The sequence below is a fragment of the Quyinboa ferrireducens genome (assembly GCF_042436675.1).
In the GTDB taxonomy this organism is placed as follows: domain Bacteria; phylum Bacteroidota; class Bacteroidia; order Bacteroidales; family UBA5342; genus JBHJHP01.
The window spans coordinates 42,758-62,651 of the sequence record NZ_JBHMVA010000015.1 but is presented as its reverse complement, the minus strand read 5'-3'; the positions used below and the strand labels follow the sequence as shown (position 1 = coordinate 62,651).

Sequence of the window (19,894 nt, the reverse complement as noted above, 5' to 3'; positions counted from 1 at the left end):
TTTATTTTTTAAAAAACCTCATTATTTTTTCAGGGGTCAGATTATATTTTTCCAATCCCCTTTCATATTCAAATTTAAAATTACTCAAAAATTCTTTTATATCATCCAAACTCTGATAATTACTTAACACAACCCGGGTACCTGAATTTCGTATTGGTACAGCGGGATAAACACCACCTGTAACATACGCTCCATATTTTAACATCCCAGCCCCCAAATCATTCGTAAAGTCAGTTAATGAAGTTGCTATGTAGAAGATCGGCGTATCTGTTTTTATAACCTGTGGCAAATTGTAAGCATCGCATAAATCATTGAACAGTTGAATTCTTTCATCCAATTGTTTTTGCCTTTCATAAATTTCAGGGGACAAATGAATTTTGGCTGCTTCAATAATAGCACCTAAGGTTGCCGGGCTTACAGGAGAAGAAAACATTAAAGGGGCACCACAGGTAGCAATACGTTCTTTTTGCACTTCATCATGACAAACAATGGCTGAACCGCCTGCGCCAAAACCTTTCCCCAGGGAAGTCACCAAAAACACACGGGGATGATCCGGCATTTTATCCAGAAAGTATCCCTTTCCGTTTTCCCCACGCCAGCTCATTCCATGAGCATCATCCACATAAACATTAAGTTCTTCATATTTTTCAAGCAAGGATTGAATTCCTTCAAACGGAAAAGTATCACCGTACATGGAGTAGACACCATCGGTCAGATACCAGATTTTTTTATATGTTTGCTTTAGTTCCTTGATACGGTCTTCCAGCCTGTTCAGATTATTATGACGTAACACCTCAATGGTATTACCGGTAGCCTTCATCACATCACTGCCCAGTTTCACGCTGGTATGGGCCTGATGATCTAATATTACTGCATCCTTATCATCTATTATTACGGGCAGTACGGATATATGTGCCAGTGTTGTTCTGGGAATTAAAACTACAGGTTTGTTAAATATGCGTGATACATACTGTTCTGCTTCCTCATACAGATGTAATTTAACATACGTTCTCGAAACAGCCGTATAGACGCCGTATTTCTCAATAGCTTTAATGGCTCCTTCTTTTAACCTTTTATCCTGTGATAATTTCAGATAATCGCAAAGGGTATAATTCACATAGAATTTCCCATTAATTTCAATAGGACTTCCACTAAAACTGCCAATATCCGTCGTCAAATGAGCCATTCCGGCCTTTTTAGATTTCCCTACTTCATCAAACACTACATCAAAAAATTCTTTTCTCATAAGTTCAAATATTATTAATTAGGCAAAGGTATGATATACAAAGATAAATCGTTGAATTTTTAATAAAGCTTAAATTTATTTTATTAATTTGTAAAAAATTTGATTTTATATGCTTGAAAAAGAAAATCTAAAAAGTTTTTTTGCATCTTCTTTTAAAACTATTAACTACAAAGAATTTGGTTCTTTTGAGAAAAATTTTCTTGTATCCATAAATATCATATCAATCTTTATTTCTGGGATAGGTAGTATTATTAATATTTTACTTGGATTCTCATATATATTAATAGCTTTTACCTCAACAGCGTTTATCGTCTATATTGTTTTATTAATTTATTCACTTAAAACAAAAAATATTACGCGTGTAAAATGGATTTATACCTTTTTTACACTTTTTGCCATGAACTTTTTATGGTTCTATAATTTTGGCAGCAAAGGCCCTGCTCCATATTTTTTTGTTCTTCTTTATAGCCTTCTAATATTTATTTTTCATGGTAAGCAAAATACCTTTATGACAATTGTTTTGGTAGTAAATATTATAATTATTGCAATAATAGATATTAGCTATCCTGGAATTACTGGACAGTATGCAACAGTATTATCCCGAAAAATAGATGTCTATACAGGTATAATAATGTATCTGATAATAATATTTGGATTAATGAACCTTGCTAAACGGAGTTATATCAATCAGTACTATGAAGCAAAAAATTCTGAGAAACTTAAATCCATCTTTTTAGCAAATCTTTCCCATGAAATAAGAACTCCAATGAATGCCATACTTGGTTTTTCTGAACTAATTGCTCAGGATGAAATAGATGAAGACTCCAAAAATGCATATGCTAAAATTATAGATGAAAATGGGAATTCCCTTCTTAAACTTATTGATAACATTCTTGAAATTTCAAAAATAGAATCCAATCAGTTAAAGCTTAATATTGCTGAATTACACTTAACTGACGTAATGCAAAGCATGGAAAACATTATTAAACGAAAAATCGAAGAAAGCAAAAAACAACTGAAACTCACTATTAGCAAACCCGAAGATCAGATTCACATTCATTCTGACAAATTTATTTTGGAAAAGATTTTGTTTTTCATACTGGAAAATGCCGTCAAGTTTTCAGATTCAGGTGAGATTATATTTAGTTGTAAACATGAAAAACAACACATCATTTTTATGATAAAAGATTTTGGGATTGGTATCGATAAAGGTGTAGGTCAGAATGTTTTTAATATATTTTCGAAATCAGAGCAAAATGTCAGTACCAACATATTAAATGAAGGTGCCGGTCTCAGCCTGTATCTTGCCAAGGCTTTTACAGATAAACTAAATGGCCATATCTGGTATAAAAGCAATGATGAAGAACCCGGCACAACTTTTTATCTTAGCATTCCTGAACGTCTTAAAGCCAATTAATAAATATTTCTGTTATACGACTTTTATCAGAAGTTTGAGCATATATATTTTTTAAGTTTGTGATATATCAACGAATAATTACAGAGCTTGAAAAAAATTCTGGTCATAAACCCCGGATCAACATCCACAAAGATTTCTGTCTTCAGTGACACAAATGAGGTCTTTACTGTTACGATAAGACACTCCGCAATTGAACTGGAACCTTATCAAAAGATTTCCGATCAATATGCATTCAGGAAAGAAGTTATCGTTAATACTTTAAAAAACAAAGGCTTTGAGCTTGATAAATTTAACGCGATAGTGGGGCGTGGAGGTTTAATCAGACCTGTGGTTTCAGGCACCTATGAAGTTACGGAACGTTTGTTGAGCGACCTGAAAAAAGGCGTCATGGGCGAACATGCCAGTAATCTTGGTGGGATAATATCCTCTGAACTCGCAAAATCCATACCAAATTGCAAAGCATATATATCAGATCCTGTTGTAGTTGACGAGTTGGAACCGGTTGCGAGGGTCAGCGGCCATCCGCTTTTTGAACGTAAATCAATTTTTCATGCACTGAACCAAAAAGCTACGGCAAGGAAATATGCCCGGGAAACGGGTCGCAAATATGAAGATTTAAATCTGGTGGTAGCACATATGGGTGGCGGTATTACTATAGGTGCACACAAAAAAGGCCGTGTTATTGATGTAAATAATGGCGTTGACGGCTATGGACCCTTTTCGCCTGAACGGGCAGGGACAATACCGGCGGGCGATCTGGCTAAATTATGTTTTGAAGGCCGATATACACTTTATGAGGTAAAACGAATGCTCAACGGACAGGGAGGATTAATGGCACATCTTGGAACAAATCAGGCACATCTGGTTCAGAAAAAGGCTCAGGATGGTGATCCTAAAAGCAACCTCATTTTATCTGCAATGGCTTACCAGGTTGGCAAAGAGATAGGTTCGATGTGCAGTGTTCTGGAAGGCGATGTAGATGCCATTCTGCTCACAGGAGGCATAGCAAACAATTCATACGTGGTTGACAGAATTATGCAAATGGTTAAAAATTTTGCTCCTGTAAGAATCTATCCCGGAGAAGAAGAAATGAGAGCGCTGGCAGAAAACACTCTCAGAATATTAAATAACGAAGAAGAATGCAGAATCTACTGATACCTAATCACCACACAATACATATATATCATTCCTGGGATTAATTATCATTACCGGTTTTTCAGATTTCTTCAGTACATGATATTCCTTTGGCCCAAAAAAATTATCATCTAACCCATACGCTCTGGAAGCCGAAATTATGAACATATCGGTATCATCTGTAAATTTCTTCAAAGCTTCAAATTCTATTTTAAAACTACTCTTTTCCCCATCCGCTATAGCACAACTATTCTTCTGGGTTTTTAGAAATTTTTCAATAAATGATACATTTTTAGTTGCTCTTGTTCCCCGGTCCTTTGGCCTTAATAAGGTTATTTCGGCGTCACAATATTTAATAAAACTATTACTCCATGGAGCCTTCTCCTTTTCTTCTGGTAAAAAGCCCACAGGAACAGTAATTTTTTTTACCGATTCAGGCAATTTACAATTTACGGAAATACCAATATAAGGAATTCTTAGTTCCCTGAAGGCCAGCAGAATTTTACGAAGATCCTTTCCTTGAATCATATTCACCACTGAGTAGCTGAACACTATCATTACCGGATCAAATTCCTGTACGATCTGTTCTACAAAATCGACATCCGGTTTTACAGATAAGCGGTCATATTCGGTATCACCGGTTCCTAAAACAATAAGCTTCCTTTCGAACCTTTTGCTCAGATAACGAGCAAATTCTGAAGCCGGATTTGATTCCGACAGTGTGAAAAGTATGATGGATTGCTTTTCTTTCATTGAGTTTGATTCTCCATTTTGAAAAGTTCCATCAAAAATAAGGAAATATCAGACAACCAAAATCAAACTGCCACTTTCGCCACATTCATCAAATACTGCTTCACATAATCCGATACACCACTTTCAAGTGTAGTGAATGGAGTTGTATAGCCTACTGATCTCAGTTTCGAAATATCCGCTTTGGTATAATACTGATACTGCCCTCTCAATTTTAATGGCGTATCAACATATTTAATATTTGGAGAGAGGCCAAGTGCCTTGAATGTTGCCCTTGCCAAATCAGAAAATGTACGGTTAATACCTGTTCCAACATTATAGATTCCTGATGCAGGCATCTCTTCCATGTAAAACATCATCACATCACAAACATCATCCACGTAAATAAAATCACGGGACTGATCACCGTCTTTTACATCATCCCTATGAGAACGAAACAGATTAACATATCCCTGCTTCTGAATCTGGTTGAAGGAATGCAAAACAACACTGGCCATCGAATTCTTATGAATTTCATTACGACCGTATACATTAAAAAATTTCAAACCTGCCCAGAATAAGGGTTTTACCTCTTGCTGCAGTGCCCACATATCAAAATCCTGTTTCGACTGACCGTATAGATTTAAAGGTTTTAATTCCGAAATTAATTCATGTTCATCTGAGTATCCGTTTGAACCATCGCCATAAGTGGCCGCAGAAGAAGCATATAAAAACGGAATACCGTATTTAATACAGCTACTCCAAAGCTTTTTGGTATAATTAAGGTTTAACTCATCAAAAATCTTTTTATCAGTTTGGGTAGTATCAGAACACGCACCCAGATGAAAAATAAATTCAATAAAAAGATGTTTATTCTCAATGAAATCGAATAATTCTCTGTGGGTTATATTCTTGATATTCAGATCTTCACTGATGTACTGGTTTCTTTCTACATGCTCCAAATCAACACAAACCAAATCTTTGTAGCCACGCACTAATAACTTCTCCACCAATACGCTACCAATAAACCCTTCTGTTCCTGTGACAATTATCATGTTTTAATTTTCCCCTTTAAACAACAAAAATCACTAAAAATAGTTATGTAATTAACTGGTATTTTTTTCAACGGTAAAAATACAATTTTATTGTTAAGATTTATAAAAAATTACTCAAACGTCTTAATTTTGACAATTCAACCCAATAAAACAAGTACATGAAGGAAGGGAAAGGCTACTTAAAGATTGATAAATACGATAAGGAATTAACAGGTGAGATGGCCACTCACTATCGGCAAATCATTGAAAGTCTGGGAGAAGATCCGGAACGGGAAGGACTATTAAAAACACCTCAGAGGGTAGCGAAAGCAATGCAATTCTTTACACAGGGATATGATCTCGATCCATATGAAACAGTCAAGTCTGCCATGTTTCACGAGGAATATCAGCAAATGGTTATTGTTAAGGATATAGATTTCTTCTCATTATGCGAACACCACATGTTACCATTTTTTGGTAAAGCTCACGTAGCATATATTCCAAATCAGTACATTACCGGTTTGAGTAAACTTGCCAGAGTAGTCGAAATATTCTCCAGAAGACTACAGGTACAGGAACGCCTGACAACGCAAATAAAAGATTGTATTCAGGAAACGTTAAATCCTTTGGGTGTAATGGTTGTTATTGAAGCACAACACATGTGTATGCAGATGCGTGGCATACAGAAAATCAATTCTATCACGACCACGTCCGATTTTACCGGTGCCTTTACAAGCGCTAAAACCAGGGAAGAGTTTATGGGATTAATCAGGATAAACGGAACCAAATAAATGATAGACACTCATTCGCATATTTATTTAAGCGAATTCGACACGGACAGAACCGAAGTAATATCCAGATCTAAAAATGTGGGAGTTGACAAAATAATCCTCCCCAACATTGATTTGGAATCTTATCCCCAGCTTATTTCAACATATAAATTGGCCCCGGACTATTTTACTATTCTTAATGGCTTACATCCAACAAGTGTAAATACAGGTTTCAGGGCGGAACTGAATTCTTTACTTGAGATGATAAATGACCATGAATTTAAAGGAATCGGAGAAATTGGCATTGATCTTTACTGGGACAAAACTTATATTAATGAACAGAAAGAAGCGTTTAGAATTCAAATCGATTTTGCCATACAACATAATTTGCCTTTCGTAATTCATGCTAGGGATTCCTTTTCAGAAATATTTACCGTGTTAAAAGAGTTTTCTCCGGGGAAATTAAATGGTGTCTTTCATAGTTTTACCGGAGGTCTTGAGGAAATTCAGAAAATAAACAAACTCGGGAACTTTTATTTTGGTATAAATGGCGTTGTAACATTTAAAAACTCAAACTTACGAAACGTTCTAAAAGATATCGGATTGAACCGATTACTTCTGGAAACCGATTCCCCATACCTTACACCTGTTCCATACCGGGGCAAAAGAAATGAATCGTCATATCTTTATTATATTTGCAGGCATATTTCAGAGCACACTGGTGACGATTTTCAAAAAGTTGATGAAATCACCACCAGGAATGCAATCGACTTATTCAACTTACTATAATGGTTAAAACACCTACTTCAATCCTGTTGATTTATACAGGTGGTACAATTGGTATGGTTCAGGACCCGGAAAACGGTTCACTCATGCCGATGGATTTTGAAAATATTCTGATTCAGCTTCCCGAATTAAAAAGGCTTGACTGCTGTATAACCGCGCTTTCTTTTGATCCGATTATTGACTCATCAAATATGACCATCGATACATGGATTAAAATTTCAGAGCTTATTTATAAAAACTACAACGCATTTGACGGCTTTGTCATTCTGCACGGAACCGACACTATGAGTTTTACGGCTTCAGCTCTGAGCTTTATGCTGGATGACCTGCAGAAGCCGGTCATACTGACAGGTGCACAGCTCCCGTTAGGCATGCTCAGAACTGATGGTAAGGAAAATATTATAACAGCGATTGAAATAGCTTCAGCAAAATTAAAAGGGAAAGCTATAGTCCCCGAAGTTTGTATCTATTTTGAGAATAATCTGTTCCGTGGCAACAGAACAACTAAGCATTATTCAGAAAAATTCAATGCCTTTAAATCACATCACTATCCCGCCTTAGCAGAAATTGGTGTCAATATTAATTATAATACTCAGTTCATTCATCAAATAGATGAACCACTTCCGCTTAAGCTATCCACTAAAATGGATAACCGTATTGCTTTGGTCAAGATATTTCCCGGAATGAAGAATTTTATCAATTCTGTTTTGGAATCAAAGGAACTTAAGGCTGTAATCGTTGAAACTTATGGAACAGGAAATGCCCCAACCCACAATTGGTTTCTTGATTCTATAGATTCAGCCATAAAAAGAGGAATCATTATTGTTAATGTTAGCCAGTGCCCCGGAGGAAGAGTTGAAATGGGCAAGTATGAAACAAGCCTGGATATGTTAAATAAAGGCGTTCTGAATGGATATGACATTACAACTGAAGCGGCATTGACCAAATTAATGTATCTGCTTGGCAGATACGATGATTTAGAAGAGGTTAAATATTGGATCCCCAGATCAATCCGCGGAGAGCTCTCTATGAGTTGTTAAAATTACATACCCAATAAAATACTAAAGACTAAATAAATATCGTTTAAATAATTGGATAAAAAACATTATACCATTTGTTTGAAAAAATTTTTTGTTAACTTCACGGCGCGTTTTTTTCGCCACATTTTTGAAGTAAAATGGTATTAAATTTTTACATTTTAGTTCTTTTATTTTACATTTGAGAGTTCTTTAATTTATTTAGTATGATAAGCCCATTTTTGAAGTTGATCCCAAATATTCAAATTCAAGTATTCAGCATCAATACATTCCATAACGGGCTCAAAAACATATAATTAAAAACTTTCAGATACTAACTAATGCAAAAGACACAGGTTCTTTGAATGAAATATTGAGTCATTTTGCACTAAATCATGGAGAGGTGCAGGAGTGGCTTAACTGGCACGCCTGGAAAGCGTGTGTTCCTCTAAAGGGAACCGGGGGTTCGAATCCCCCTCTCTCCGCATTTAAAGAATAAATTGAGAAATAATTATTAATAATCGATAAATTAGATTGAAACTAAAGTCAAATTAAATTTTTAGAAATGAAAAAATTATTCGCGTTTTTAGCAGTATTTGGTTTGCTTACTTTCGGAATGTCGCAAATCATTGTAGCACAAGATGAAGCAGCCACTGATGATGTTACTATGAGTGAAGATTCAGCCGCTGTCGATACTACTGCTACCATGGAGACTGTTGACAATACAACTGTTGACAATCAGGCTACGACTACTGAATCTGGAGGCATTCATAAAGTAATCAAGAAACAGTTCATTGAAGGTGGTGCCGGATTCATGGGTATCGTAGTTTTATGTCTTATCCTTGGTCTAGCTCTTGTTATTGAAAGGATTATCTATCTTAATCTTTCTTCAACAAACACTAAAAAACTTCTTGAAAACATTGAGACAACACTTAACGAACAAGGTGTTGAAGCAGCATTGGAAGTTTGCCGTAATACACGTGGTCCAATCGCTTCAATTTTCTACCAGGGTCTTAGCCGTTTAGATGAAGGTGTAGATGTGGTTGAAAAAACTGTTGTTTCATACGGAAGTGTTCAGATGGGTCTTCTTGAAAAAGGGTTAACCTGGATTTCATTATTCATTGCGATTGCCCCGATGCTTGGTTTCATGGGTACTGTAATTGGTATGATTCAGGCATTTGATATGATTGCAGCAGCTGGTGAAATCTCACCAACACTTGTTGCTGGAGGTATTAAAGTGGCCTTAATCACAACTGTAACAGGTCTTATCGTTGCAATTATTCTTCAGCTGTTCTACAACTATCTGGTTTCAAAAATCGACAGTATAGTTAATGACATGGAAGATTCTTCCATTACATTGCTGGATATAATTGTAAAATATAACGCTAAGAATTAATTAAATATCGTTTAAAATGTCAGCACACAAAATATCTACATGGGTTGAATATATCCTGATCGCTTTAGCAGTAGTTTCTACTATTGTGTTTTATGGCATCGGATTTCAGGATACAGCACCCGGACCGGATTATACAGACCAGTTTTTAGGTCTTACATATTTATTAGTGGGTTTAGGATTAGGAGTAACATTATTACTCTCAGTTATTAACTTCGTAAAAAAAGTTATTGCTGAACCTAAATCTGCATTAAAATCGCTAGCAGGACCGGTATTTATTATCCTGATTTTTGTGGTAGCATATGCAATGTCAGATGGCACACCATTAAAATTACAAGGATATACCGGCACAGATAATGTACCAAGCATGCTCAAATTTGCAGATACCTTTCTGTATAGCATGTATGCTCTTATTGTCATTGCACTGATTATGACACTTGGCAGTTCTATTATGAAGCTGTTTAAATAAACAAAAGTCATCTACGGATTAATTACTATCCGTTAAAAAAATAAATAAATGGCGAGTCGAAAAATACAGGAAATTAATGCAGGTTCAATGGCAGACATTGCCTTCCTGTTGCTGATCTTCTTCCTTGTAACTACTACCATGGATGTTGATACAGGACTGCAACGAAAGCTTCCACCAATTGAAGAGGATCCTCAGAATACACCTCCAATTAAAGAAAGGAACGTTTTCATTGTTTTGATCAACAGTCAAGACCAGCTACTCATTGAAAAAGAACCATCAGATATTTCAGAACTGAAGGCAAAAGCTAAAGAGTTCATAAAGAACCCTGAAAACAAAGCAACATTGCCCGAAAAGGAAATGAAATATATTGAAGGTTTAGGCCGAGAGGAATTTGTATGTAAAAATGCGGTCATATCGCTCCAAAACGACATGAATACCACATATGCCAAATACATGGAAGTTCAGAACGAACTGGTGGCTGCATACAATGAACTCAGGGATGAATTTGCAAGAAATGAGTGGGGTAAAAAATTCAAGGAATTAAGTCCGGAACAGCAGGATGCGGTGAGGGAAGTTTATCCAATGAAACTTTCTGAAGCTGAGCCTAAAAACGCTAATTTGGAATAATATGGCAACATTTAAAAAGAAAAAAGGCGGAGAACAACAGGCGATTAATACAGCATCATTACCTGACATTGTCTTTATGTTGCTTTTCTTCTTTATGGTTTCCACAACCATGAGGGAAGTAACGTACAAGGTTCAGATTCAATTGCCGAATGCAACAGAGCTTGATAAGCTTGAGAAAAAGTCCCTCGTGAGTTTTATATATATTGGGTCTCCTTTACCACAGTACAGAGGTATGTATGGTAGCGGTTCCCGTATTCAGTTAAACGACAAGTTTGAAACACCTGATGACATCATGGGGTATATTGCAACTGAACGTGAAAATATGAATGAGGTGGACAGGCCAAAAATGACCGTATCGCTTAAAGTGGATAAGGATACAAAAATGCAGATTGTACAAGATACAAAATATGCATTACGTAAAGCTCAGGCACTTAAAATAAACTATTCTGCGCGTAATCCGCAAAAAACGCAATAACACAGATATATTATACCTGTAAAAGGCTGTCTGAAATTCAGACAGCCTTTTTTTTGTCATTTCGAAATTAAGTCGACATTTACTTCAATTATTTCTTTACATATATAAATTATTATATCTTTAATAGTTATTAACTAAAAATCAGTACAATGAAAAAAACACTCCTCTCATCATTCTTCTTATTTACTGTCGGCTACGCTATGGCTGGCGGAATTTTAACAAACACAAATCAAAGTGCCATGTTTACACGATTACAGGCACGCGATGCAATCATTGATTTAGATGCCGTTTATTATAATCCGGCTGGTTTAAATTTTTTACCTGATAATGGGCTTTTTGTTTCGTTGAATAATCAAACTCTGGGACAAACAAGAACCATTAAAAGTGATTATATGTATTTAAATGATGGCAATTATCAGGGTAAAGTCTCTGCGCCCTTTTTCCCGGGCATATATGCAGGCTATAAACTTGACAAAATTGTTATTTCCCTGGGTTTTAATCCAATTGGTGGTGGTGGTGGTGGAATATATGAGAAAGGTCTTCCATCCTTTGAATATCCGGTTGCGGACCTGGTACCTTCCCTGAGCAGCCAGGGTGCACAAGGTTATAACCTGGATGCATACTTTAAAGGTTCATCGGTATATTTCGGGTATCAGCTTAATGTTTCTTATAAAATTAACGATAAACTATCCGTAGCCCTTGGCGGAAGATATGTTCAGGCTAAGGAGAGTTATTCTGGCTATTTGAAGAATATTGAATTAAACATGGGTGGCACATGGATGCCTGCCAGTGATGTTTTAAACGGTTTTGCAGCACAAGCCAGTGCAAGAGCCACAGCTGCAAGTTCCGCTGCTGCTAATATGGAACCTATTATTACTGCAGGCAACGGCGGATTAACTTTCGAACAGGCACAGAATAATGGAATAATTGACGCCACAACAAGAGCGCAACTGGAAGGTGGACTTTCAGAATTAGGAATTTCCCCAACAGGTTTAACTCTTGCACAAGCCCAGGGTGCCTATTCCAGTGCTGCTACAAGTTTAACCGCTACTGCAGCTAAATCAACAGCAACAGCATCAATTTTGCAGGATCAGGAGGTGGAATATGAGAAATCAGCTTCTGGAATTACACCTATCTTTAGCATAAACTATAAACTGAACGATCAGCTAAACTTTGCTTTCAAATATGAACATAAAACTGAGCTTATATTTGAAAATTCCACAAAAAAGGACTTTACCACCGGGTTTACTTCTGACGGTGCTCCGGTAACACAATTTCCGGATGGAGAGAAAGCACATTTGGATTTACCGACACAGATAAGTATCGGAGCTACCTATCGCCCTGTTAAACCTTTACTTATTTCAACCGGATATCATACATTTCTGGATAAAAATGCAAACTGGAATGGAAAGGAACAACTTTTGAACCACAATAGTTGGGAGTTTGCGTTGGGGCTTGAGTATACGCTGACTGAAAAAATATTAGTTAGTGCTGGCTGGCTCAAAACAAGTACAGGTGCCACGGAAGCATACCAAACTGATTTAAGTTACAGCTTACCTACCAATACGTTTGGCGGAGGATTTGCATACGACATTAATAAAATGATAGAATTGAATCTTGCAGGTTCATATACCATGTACCAGCAAGGAGAGAAGAATTTTTTGCATGATATCGGCGGAAGTGGTACTATGGTTCCGGTTAAAGAAACATATGACAAAGATGTTTGGATTGTGTCTCTTGGGCTAAACTTTAGATTTTAAAGTGGAAGTATAGTCAAGTAATATTATAAAAAAGCCATCCGTCAATCAACGGATGGCTTTTTCGCTTTACGAATTTCGTCGTTTCATTAATCGATAATTGGTATTAACGGATCAACACCAATTGTCCCTTCAAGCTCTTTAAGATATGCAGGAGATTTCACCCTTTTTAGTTGTTTTTTTGCATCTTCAAGATTAGCATTAACATTTAGCTTATCAGCTATTTCTTTAAAACTACTCTGTTTCAATTTACTTTCGAGGTATGCTATATTTCTTGTCCACAAATCTATATCACGTTTCTGTTTCTCAACCAAACGTGCATTATACCATTTACTGTTCAAAACCACATCTCTACTGAACATTTTCCTTATATCCGGATGGTTCCTGTCCTTCCCTTCAAATTTACCTTCAACCATGATACTAACGAGAGCCTTAAGCGGAGGACACAATGTTTCAAATGTACCATCAATCATATATCCTTCGGCAACTCTTTTCTGGGTAATGGATAGATTCTCGATTGACGCCACAAAAGCATCCATATCCTGAAGTTCCGGTTTAAGCATATCCTCTGTAAATACTGCGTCCGGACGACTAAATATACGCGCCATAAAATGCTTCACGAATTTAAGGGTAATTCTGTACCCCAGAAGGCTGGCCTCCACTTCTTTTCCCTTGTACTCAAAATTATTCACCTTTTCCAGATAACCGTTATCGATCAGGAATTTAGGATCCCTTTCTGCAACAGTCATTCGACACCATACTTCCGGCACGAGCAAACTTACATCATGATCCACCTTGTATTTTGGACCTACATAACCGGCAGCTGATGAAAATCCATCATACCCGGTTAGTATATAAGAGAGAAAAGCATTATTTAAATCAACCGAAGGGAGCAGGGAGTTAAACGGACCCTTTGTAAGTGCTCCTTCAGATCCAAATCCTGTTGTTGAAGGCGATTTTCCCGTAATACTACACATAAAGTCAATAAAGAGCTCCGGTAGTTCCTGGTAATGAATAGGATTATAAACAGCAAGCGGCGGCACATTATTTGCGGGTTCAGCTGGATTGTTTCGTCTTCCTGTTAATACTGCATTTACCGGTAAAAATACTGGTTTATCTAATGGAATACCTCTGAAAATACGCGTGCTTATTTCAGCAACATATTTATTTGTACCATCAACCAAATCAGGCCGGGTCTGCAAGTATCTTGGGTTTTTGGTTGGAACACCATCCACCAGTCGTGGTTCTGAAGATATTGCCAGATATTCCGGATCATCACTTTTTAGAAAATTATTGATCAAATCCTTAACCGGTTGTGTATACATTTCAAAGCCAATGGCATCCTCTTTTATATTGAGCACCTGCTCTCTGTTAAGCGGTTCAAAATTTGAAAGGAAAGTATTCGGACTTGAAATATCCTTTTCGCCTTGCTTGTCGTAACCTTTTATCACACAGTCATCCGGACGTTGAAACAGCCTGGCTTCTACATTCTGAACAATCTTTACACTCGGATTTTTATAATCCGCGTTCAGATTCTCCAGTTTATCACTTTTTATAATAACTGATGCTGTGATATCATCTTCAACCTGTACTTTCTGTGCCGCGTTAAAGTCCTGACGCAACAGGAATACCCTCCATGAACCATCGGTATCCAGACCAACTCTTAAATAGTTGGATAATAGTTTTGTATTATGAAATTTTAATTCATGTCCCGGAATACCATTCACCTTATCCACAGAAAAATACTTCCTCCAGTTCTCTTTATCCCAGGTTGCATTATAGTTCCCTTTTATAACATACATCAACATTTTTATAGGCTGAGGAATTGATGCGAGCCATTCGTTATATTCGTCTGTATATTCTTCTGCAGGAGTCAATAATTTTATAACTGAACCTAACGATCTTCGTGAACTCAGAATAGAACGTGGTGGATTTTTAGAATAATCTGCGGCAACCCTGAATCGTTTGGAAAAGTCCTTATTCATGATTTCCTCAATCATGTCAAGGTCATTCTGCATATCACCAATAATGACCGGCCCCTGTATCATAGCATCCTGTATGGACTTTGAGATCTCTGATTTTCCTCCACCGGAAACCGTACAAGGCTTATGGCACAATGTACCTTCCGGTACAGTTCCTACAAGATGCCAACGCGAGGTTCCGCGTCTTTTACGCATTTCAACCTTATAGCCCGTTGGATAGATATAATGCTTGTATGGCAGTAACTTAATGCTTTTTTCAGCCCCCTTCACCAACCAGGATATCTTTTGATTCATCAGATCGAACAATGCATCTTCAGGCACATAGATGATACTATTATGATTTTTATCAATGGCATATCCTTCATGCTTAAGGTCCATGATATCGCCAAATTTATATAACATTTCAGCAAAAGTCATATCGTTCGAAGGTAACCTCTCATCCAGATAAAATTTCTCACCAAGGTTATAACTTCTGAATGCCAAAGCACCACCGGCATGTTCTTCTTCTGCCAGTCCGTAAAGGTTTGCCGAATAGCTTATCATTGTCTTAACCTCTTTCTTGCAATAACCAAAATAGTTATCTGCAATAATGGTTATTGCCACTCCCCTTTCATCCCTTGCAGTTATTTTAAATGCGCTGCCATCGTTATACAGTTCTTCATCAGATTTCCAGCACATGCCATCTTTTCGTTGCCTTTCTGTAGCATTATCATAATGAGGAAGTCCAAGTTCCTTCTTGGTATGCTTTGTAATATGTGGAGCAAGTATCACGCATCCTGTGTGTCCGGTCCAGAAATCAGGGCTTAATGCTGCATCATTTTCCGGTAAAATCGGATCACCTGCATTACCAAAAATTGATTCCACAAAATCCAGGTTACTCACAAGACTTCCTGGCGCCAGAAAGCGAATCTCCATGGATTTTTCCTTATTTACTCCTGTTACCTCCGGCACTACGATCGGACGAAGTAATAAACTTACAAAAAGTTCAGCTTCTTCCTCCTGACCAGCAGTATAAGGAAGTTTCATTATTTCTTTTGGGGGATTTAGTGCACTCTGCAGAAGTTTTGCAAATGCAACTTTTGGGACAGCCTTTTTATCATTAGGAATTGGCAAACCTCCTTCGCATACATGGAATACACCTTTTGTGGTACGCCTGTCATTTTTTGGATTATGTAAAATCCCCTGACTTATTCTGTATGATTTTATTAAATCTGTTTCATATAAGTCGGAGTCAGGTGGAACAGATACTGTTTTAGCTATTCCATGTCTGTCGAGATTAAGAGGGCGTTTCGGAAATTCAATTTTAATCTCCCCCGGAACGTCATTTAAATAGGAATCTAAAAAGGACTCTATACGAATCCCTATAGGGGATATTTCACCGGGCAAAAATCTGGATTGTTCCTTAAAATTATCGAACAAAGGTTGCGCCATTTCCAGAAATTTAGACGTAGAGTTACTGTTATACACGGGATAACCCAAAGCAGCCAGCTTCAAATTTATGTACTGAATCATTTTTTTGTCAGATACATCAGATTTTTTTGCATCGATGCCAATTCCAAATGTGCGTTTTACTGTCATTTTTATATTGTTTTTTATCTTCTGAACCGTATTACAAATTTAGACAATTAATGTTTTACAACATATTTTCAAGAGGTTAAAATATGATAACATTTTAACAATCCATAGCAGGATAATTCCGTTGAATTACAACAGCCTTCTGTCTCCCAAACCCTATGTCATATTAACAGAGTAAACGCTTTAAATGTTGATGAAATGCGCGATTATGAAAGTAAAATCAGGACAATATTAATACTTGTACACTATATCCTTGCCAAACGGAGCAAATGCCAGCCTGGCCATTTTAAAATGTTGTTGCCCCCAGGGAATTCCTATAATAGTAATAAAAAGTAAAATGCCAAACAAAATATGAGTTACAAGTATCCAGAAACCTCCAATGATAAACCATAAAATATTCATGGGAATTGTAATGCAACCATCCGGCTCGTTGCGATCCTGAATCCTCTGATTGAAAGGCCACAATGCAAACATTCCAAGTTTCATACATTGAATGCCAAAGGGAATACCAATGATAGTTACCATAAGTGCTAAACCAGATACAAAATATTCAATCGCAACGGCAAAGCCACCAAATATCAACCAAATAATGTTCCCCAAAAATCTCATATTGTGATAATTTTAAGTTTAAAGATAATGATTTGAAAGAAATCGAAATCAACTTTAAAAATAAAGGTTAAAATAATATTTTCAAAATATTTTTTTTATGTTATATAAAAAAAGCCATTCATCTTACGACAAATGGCTTTTTAGTATTATGTATTTCAGTTTATTCCTTCTCTATCTTTAATGTTTGTGTTGTTAGATCACAAACTTCGGTTGGTCCAAAATACTGAATCGGACCAGGATAAACAAAAGCAGTTTCAACAGCCCATTTTTCCCGGTTTTCTTTTAACTTAAGGAATGGTTTGCCATCCAGTTCAACCAATGCTTTCTGAATAACCGGTTTCATGTGACCATGACGACGCTCCATATTCATCATCATGGTAACCGGAACCCCACCTGCAATCCATTCATCCGCAGGAGCAGTTGTATTGCGAACAGATGCCATGTAACCGGTTTTACCTTCACCTATGAGCATAGATGCGGTATAACCAAGTGAAAAACAGTAGTCGGCATCAAAATTGGATGGAGCAGCACAACGGCCTTCGTATCCAAAGAAATGGTTCAGTGCAGAGAATTTACCTTTAAACTCTTTTGCTTTTTTCATTTCTGAAAGTTTGGCATCAACCATTTCAATCAACAGTTTTTCTGTCTCAATGCGTGAAACCTGAACGTTACCATGTGGGTCACGATCCAATGTTAACTGTGTAGCAATACTATCAGGAAGTGATTTAAACACTTCGGAAGAATGCGCTGAAAGCTTGCCAGCAACCCATTCGTTTCTATGAGATTTTTTAATATGCTTAAACTCCGTATCTGAATCGGTTCCTTCGGCCAGAAGTTCGTTCAATTCAGAAATAAGAATCTTCATTTCAGGGATAAATTCAACTAATCCTTCAGGTATAAGAATTACACCGAAATTGTGACCTTCAGCTGCCCTGTTACTAATAGTCACTGCCACGTTTGCCACAATTTCTGCCAACGTTTGTTTCTTCTGAGCCACCTCTTCCGAAATCAGACAAATATTAGGCTGTGTTTGAAGTGCACATTCCAGTGCGATGTGAGAAGCCGAACGTCCCATCAACTTAATAAAGTGCCAGTATTTTTTTGCTGAGTTGGCATCACGCATAATGTTACCTATCAACTCACTGTAAACTTTACAGGCCGTATCGAAACCAAACGAAGTCTCAATCATTTCGTTTTTAAGGTCGCCATCAATTGTTTTAGGACAACCAATCACCTGAATTCCTGCTTCTTTTTGAGAATAATATTCAGCCAAAACACATGCGTTTGTATTGGAATCATCACCACCAATAACAACCAGTGCATTTATACCGAGCTCCTTACAAATCTCAATACCTTTATCAAATTGCTTTTCTTCCTCAAGTTTTGTACGGCCTGATCCGATAATATCAAAACCACCGGTGTTACGATACTCATCAACAATTTCTGCAGTTAATTCCATGTATGAATGATCAACCAATCCACTTGGACCACCCAGGAAACCATACAATTTATTATCCGGATTTAAAGCTTTTAATCCATCAAATAATCCTGAAATCACATTGTGCCCACCCGGTGCCTGACCTCCTGATAAAATAACGCCTACATTCATTACAGGATATTCTCTAACAGAACCTGATTCGAATGTCAACAACGGCATTCCATAAGTATTAGGAAAAAGTTTGGCTATTTCTTCCGGATCAGCCACACTATTTGTTTTTTCACCTACCACAAGCGCTACAGGACCCTGTAATGATTTAGGCAGTTTTGGAGCATATGCTGCTCTGGCAATTTGTAACGGACTCTTTAACATTGTTCTGACTTTATTAATTTATACTGAATTTTTTCTTTAATTAACGGAGGTGCAAATTTTACGATTTTTTTTGATTTTTAAAAGTTTTCATTCACTTTAATCTCCCTGAGATCACGGCCTAAAGAAACTTTAACAAATTAGAAATGAGACCGCAAAAAGCACTGAAAATAAAAATGTTGACAACGATAATTCTCTTAGCAGCGGATCAAGCGAAGCTCCCTCACGCTTTATTACCTTTTGCAAATGCACCACAAACAAGGGCATAGCCAACAAGAAAATGAGATTAAAAACGAAACAATATGAAAGCGAAAGATAAAGCACAGCAGATAACCATCCCAATGTAATCAGGGATATATGATAATTTTTAGCACGCTTTAATCCCAGTCTCACAGGTATAGTATGTTTCCGGTGAATTTTATCGTTTTCAATATCCCGCATGTTGTTCAGATTCAAGACCCCGACAGAAAACAATCCCAAAGTTAATGCAGGCAGAAAGATCCGGATATCTAGCATGAGTGTTTGCACATAGTAACTTCCTGCCACGCCAACCAGACCAAAAAAGATAAAGACAAAAAAATCACCCAAACCTGAATAACCAAATGCTCCTTTCCCGACCGTGTATTTTATGGCTGCCCAGATAGCGGCAATACCTAAAAAAAAGAACAGCACAAGTTCAGGAAATTTCTCTTCGGGAAAACTGATATATAATAACAACAAACCTGAAATCAACGATAGCAGGACAAAAGCTATTATCATCCGTTTCATTTCCTGGTGTGTGATCTTTCCGGACTGAACTGATCGTAATGGTCCAACCCTGTTCTCATTATCCGTCCCCTTTTCTGAATCGCCGTAATCGTTTGCCAGATTAGACAAAATCTGCAAAAAAACAGTGGTAATCAGAGTGAGTATAAAAACGAGAGGTCTGAAAAGCCCTTCTCTGACAGGCAACAGCCCACCAGTAATAACTGATGCCAGAGCAAGAAATAATGTTCTTAACCTGAACGCTTCAATCCAGTTTTTTAACCGTTGCAACAAATTATAAATTTTATGCTGTATAAATCGGGA

General features: G+C 37.0%; 17 protein-coding genes and 1 tRNA gene. 11 read left to right on the top strand and 7 right to left on the bottom strand.

Features of this window, described 5'->3' with window-relative positions; all coding sequences use genetic code 11:
* Window position 1: 1 nt before the first annotated feature.
* Window positions 2–1,246: an aminotransferase class I/II-fold pyridoxal phosphate-dependent enzyme gene (locus ACE01N_RS17370; protein WP_380591776.1), complete on the bottom strand. Its 1,245-nt coding sequence runs from the start codon at window positions 1,244–1,246 to the stop codon at window positions 2–4.
* A 109-nt stretch (window positions 1,247–1,355) separates the two neighbouring features.
* Between ACE01N_RS17370 and ACE01N_RS17365 the strand changes: the two genes are divergently transcribed.
* Together ACE01N_RS17365 and buk are read left to right on the top strand one after the other, a co-directional pair.
* Entirely contained in the window at window positions 1,356–2,663 is a 1,308-nt protein-coding gene (locus ACE01N_RS17365; protein ID WP_380591774.1) for a sensor histidine kinase, read from the top strand.
* Window positions 2,664–2,750: 87 nt separating this feature from the next.
* The gene (buk, locus tag ACE01N_RS17360; RefSeq protein WP_380591772.1) at window positions 2,751–3,818 is read left to right on the top strand and encodes a butyrate kinase; all 1,068 of its coding nucleotides are present in this window, start codon (window positions 2,751–2,753) and stop codon (window positions 3,816–3,818) included.
* Between the two features lie 3 nt (window positions 3,819–3,821).
* Here buk and ACE01N_RS17355 read toward each other — a convergent pair whose 3' ends face one another.
* Complete coding sequence (locus tag ACE01N_RS17355) at window positions 3,822–4,550, bottom strand: hypothetical protein (protein ID WP_380591770.1); 729 nt, start codon at window positions 4,548–4,550, stop codon at window positions 3,822–3,824.
* 62 nt (window positions 4,551–4,612) lie between these two features.
* Window positions 4,613–5,581: an ADP-glyceromanno-heptose 6-epimerase gene (gene rfaD, locus ACE01N_RS17350; RefSeq protein WP_380591768.1), complete on the bottom strand. Its 969-nt coding sequence runs from the start codon at window positions 5,579–5,581 to the stop codon at window positions 4,613–4,615.
* Window positions 5,582–5,739: 158 nt separating this feature from the next.
* Here rfaD and folE point away from each other — a divergent pair, with 158 nt between their 5' ends.
* From folE to ACE01N_RS17305, 9 genes are all read left to right on the top strand, one after another.
* On the top strand, window positions 5,740–6,351 hold the full coding sequence (gene folE / locus ACE01N_RS17345; RefSeq protein ID WP_380591766.1) for a GTP cyclohydrolase I FolE: 612 nt from the start codon (window positions 5,740–5,742) through the stop codon (window positions 6,349–6,351).
* On the top strand, window positions 6,352–7,119 hold the full coding sequence (locus tag ACE01N_RS17340; RefSeq protein WP_380591764.1) for a TatD family hydrolase: 768 nt from the start codon (window positions 6,352–6,354) through the stop codon (window positions 7,117–7,119). It begins immediately after the preceding gene.
* A complete protein-coding gene (locus tag ACE01N_RS17335) occupies window positions 7,119–8,156 on the top strand; it encodes an asparaginase (RefSeq protein WP_380591762.1) in 1,038 nt (345 codons plus the stop codon). The genes ACE01N_RS17340 and ACE01N_RS17335 overlap by 1 nt, the downstream gene beginning before the upstream one ends.
* A 373-nt stretch (window positions 8,157–8,529) precedes the next feature.
* Window positions 8,530–8,617 (top strand) — tRNA-Ser (locus ACE01N_RS17330).
* Between the two features lie 80 nt (window positions 8,618–8,697).
* Entirely contained in the window at window positions 8,698–9,528 is an 831-nt protein-coding gene (locus ACE01N_RS17325; protein WP_380591760.1) for a MotA/TolQ/ExbB proton channel family protein, read from the top strand.
* A gap of 16 nt (window positions 9,529–9,544) precedes the next feature.
* Window positions 9,545–9,994: a hypothetical protein gene (locus ACE01N_RS17320; protein WP_380591758.1), complete on the top strand. Its 450-nt coding sequence runs from the start codon at window positions 9,545–9,547 to the stop codon at window positions 9,992–9,994.
* Window positions 9,995–10,042: 48 nt separating this feature from the next.
* Window positions 10,043–10,621, top strand: coding sequence for an ExbD/TolR family protein (locus ACE01N_RS17315; protein ID WP_380591756.1), 579 nt, complete (start codon window positions 10,043–10,045; stop codon window positions 10,619–10,621).
* 1 nt (window position 10,622) lies between these two features.
* On the top strand, window positions 10,623–11,096 hold the full coding sequence (locus ACE01N_RS17310) for an ExbD/TolR family protein (protein WP_380591754.1): 474 nt from the start codon (window positions 10,623–10,625) through the stop codon (window positions 11,094–11,096).
* Between the two features lie 149 nt (window positions 11,097–11,245).
* Window positions 11,246–12,856 (top strand): OmpP1/FadL family transporter, encoded by a 1,611-nt coding sequence (locus tag ACE01N_RS17305; protein ID WP_380591752.1) that lies wholly within the window; start codon window positions 11,246–11,248, stop codon window positions 12,854–12,856.
* Between the two features lie 86 nt (window positions 12,857–12,942).
* Here the strand turns inward: ACE01N_RS17305 and ACE01N_RS17300 are convergent, their stop codons facing one another.
* The 4 genes from ACE01N_RS17300 to ACE01N_RS17285 all read right to left on the bottom strand — a co-directional run bounded on the left by ACE01N_RS17300 (window position 12,943) and on the right by ACE01N_RS17285 (window position 19,861).
* Window positions 12,943–16,413: a PPi-type phosphoenolpyruvate carboxykinase family protein gene (locus ACE01N_RS17300; RefSeq protein ID WP_380591751.1), complete on the bottom strand. Its 3,471-nt coding sequence runs from the start codon at window positions 16,411–16,413 to the stop codon at window positions 12,943–12,945.
* A gap of 228 nt (window positions 16,414–16,641) precedes the next feature.
* A complete protein-coding gene (locus ACE01N_RS17295; RefSeq protein WP_380591749.1) occupies window positions 16,642–17,019 on the bottom strand; it encodes a YccF domain-containing protein in 378 nt (125 codons plus the stop codon).
* Window positions 17,020–17,179: 160 nt separating this feature from the next.
* Window positions 17,180–18,829, bottom strand: coding sequence for a diphosphate--fructose-6-phosphate 1-phosphotransferase (locus ACE01N_RS17290; RefSeq protein ID WP_380591747.1), 1,650 nt, complete (start codon window positions 18,827–18,829; stop codon window positions 17,180–17,182).
* Window positions 18,830–18,958: 129 nt separating this feature from the next.
* Window positions 18,959–19,861 (bottom strand): 1,4-dihydroxy-2-naphthoate polyprenyltransferase, encoded by a 903-nt coding sequence (locus ACE01N_RS17285; protein WP_380591745.1) that lies wholly within the window; start codon window positions 19,859–19,861, stop codon window positions 18,959–18,961.
* Window positions 19,862–19,894: the final 33 nt, after the last annotated feature.

Bases quoted from the DNA above. Each gene is read 5' to 3' on its own strand.
- ACE01N_RS17370 (WP_380591776.1), bottom strand. From the start codon at position 1,246: ATGAGAAAAGAATTTTTTGATGTAGTGTTTGATGAAGTAGGGAAATCT.
- ACE01N_RS17365 (WP_380591774.1), top strand. From the start codon at position 1,356: ATGCTTGAAAAAGAAAATCTAAAAAGTTTTTTTGCATCTTCTTTTAAA.
- ACE01N_RS17355 (WP_380591770.1), bottom strand. From the start codon at position 4,550: ATGAAAGAAAAGCAATCCATCATACTTTTCACACTGTCGGAATCAAAT.
- rfaD (WP_380591768.1), bottom strand. From the start codon at position 5,581: ATGATAATTGTCACAGGAACAGAAGGGTTTATTGGTAGCGTATTGGTG.
- folE (WP_380591766.1), top strand. From the start codon at position 5,740: ATGAAGGAAGGGAAAGGCTACTTAAAGATTGATAAATACGATAAGGAA.
- ACE01N_RS17340 (WP_380591764.1), top strand. From the start codon at position 6,352: ATGATAGACACTCATTCGCATATTTATTTAAGCGAATTCGACACGGAC.
- ACE01N_RS17335 (WP_380591762.1), top strand. From the start codon at position 7,119: ATGGTTAAAACACCTACTTCAATCCTGTTGATTTATACAGGTGGTACA.
- ACE01N_RS17325 (WP_380591760.1), top strand. From the start codon at position 8,698: ATGAAAAAATTATTCGCGTTTTTAGCAGTATTTGGTTTGCTTACTTTC.
- ACE01N_RS17320 (WP_380591758.1), top strand. From the start codon at position 9,545: ATGTCAGCACACAAAATATCTACATGGGTTGAATATATCCTGATCGCT.
- ACE01N_RS17315 (WP_380591756.1), top strand. From the start codon at position 10,043: ATGGCGAGTCGAAAAATACAGGAAATTAATGCAGGTTCAATGGCAGAC.
- ACE01N_RS17310 (WP_380591754.1), top strand. From the start codon at position 10,623: ATGGCAACATTTAAAAAGAAAAAAGGCGGAGAACAACAGGCGATTAAT.
- ACE01N_RS17305 (WP_380591752.1), top strand. From the start codon at position 11,246: ATGAAAAAAACACTCCTCTCATCATTCTTCTTATTTACTGTCGGCTAC.
- ACE01N_RS17300 (WP_380591751.1), bottom strand. From the start codon at position 16,413: ATGACAGTAAAACGCACATTTGGAATTGGCATCGATGCAAAAAAATCT.
- ACE01N_RS17295 (WP_380591749.1), bottom strand. From the start codon at position 17,019: ATGAGATTTTTGGGGAACATTATTTGGTTGATATTTGGTGGCTTTGCC.
- ACE01N_RS17290 (WP_380591747.1), bottom strand. From the start codon at position 18,829: ATGTTAAAGAGTCCGTTACAAATTGCCAGAGCAGCATATGCTCCAAAA.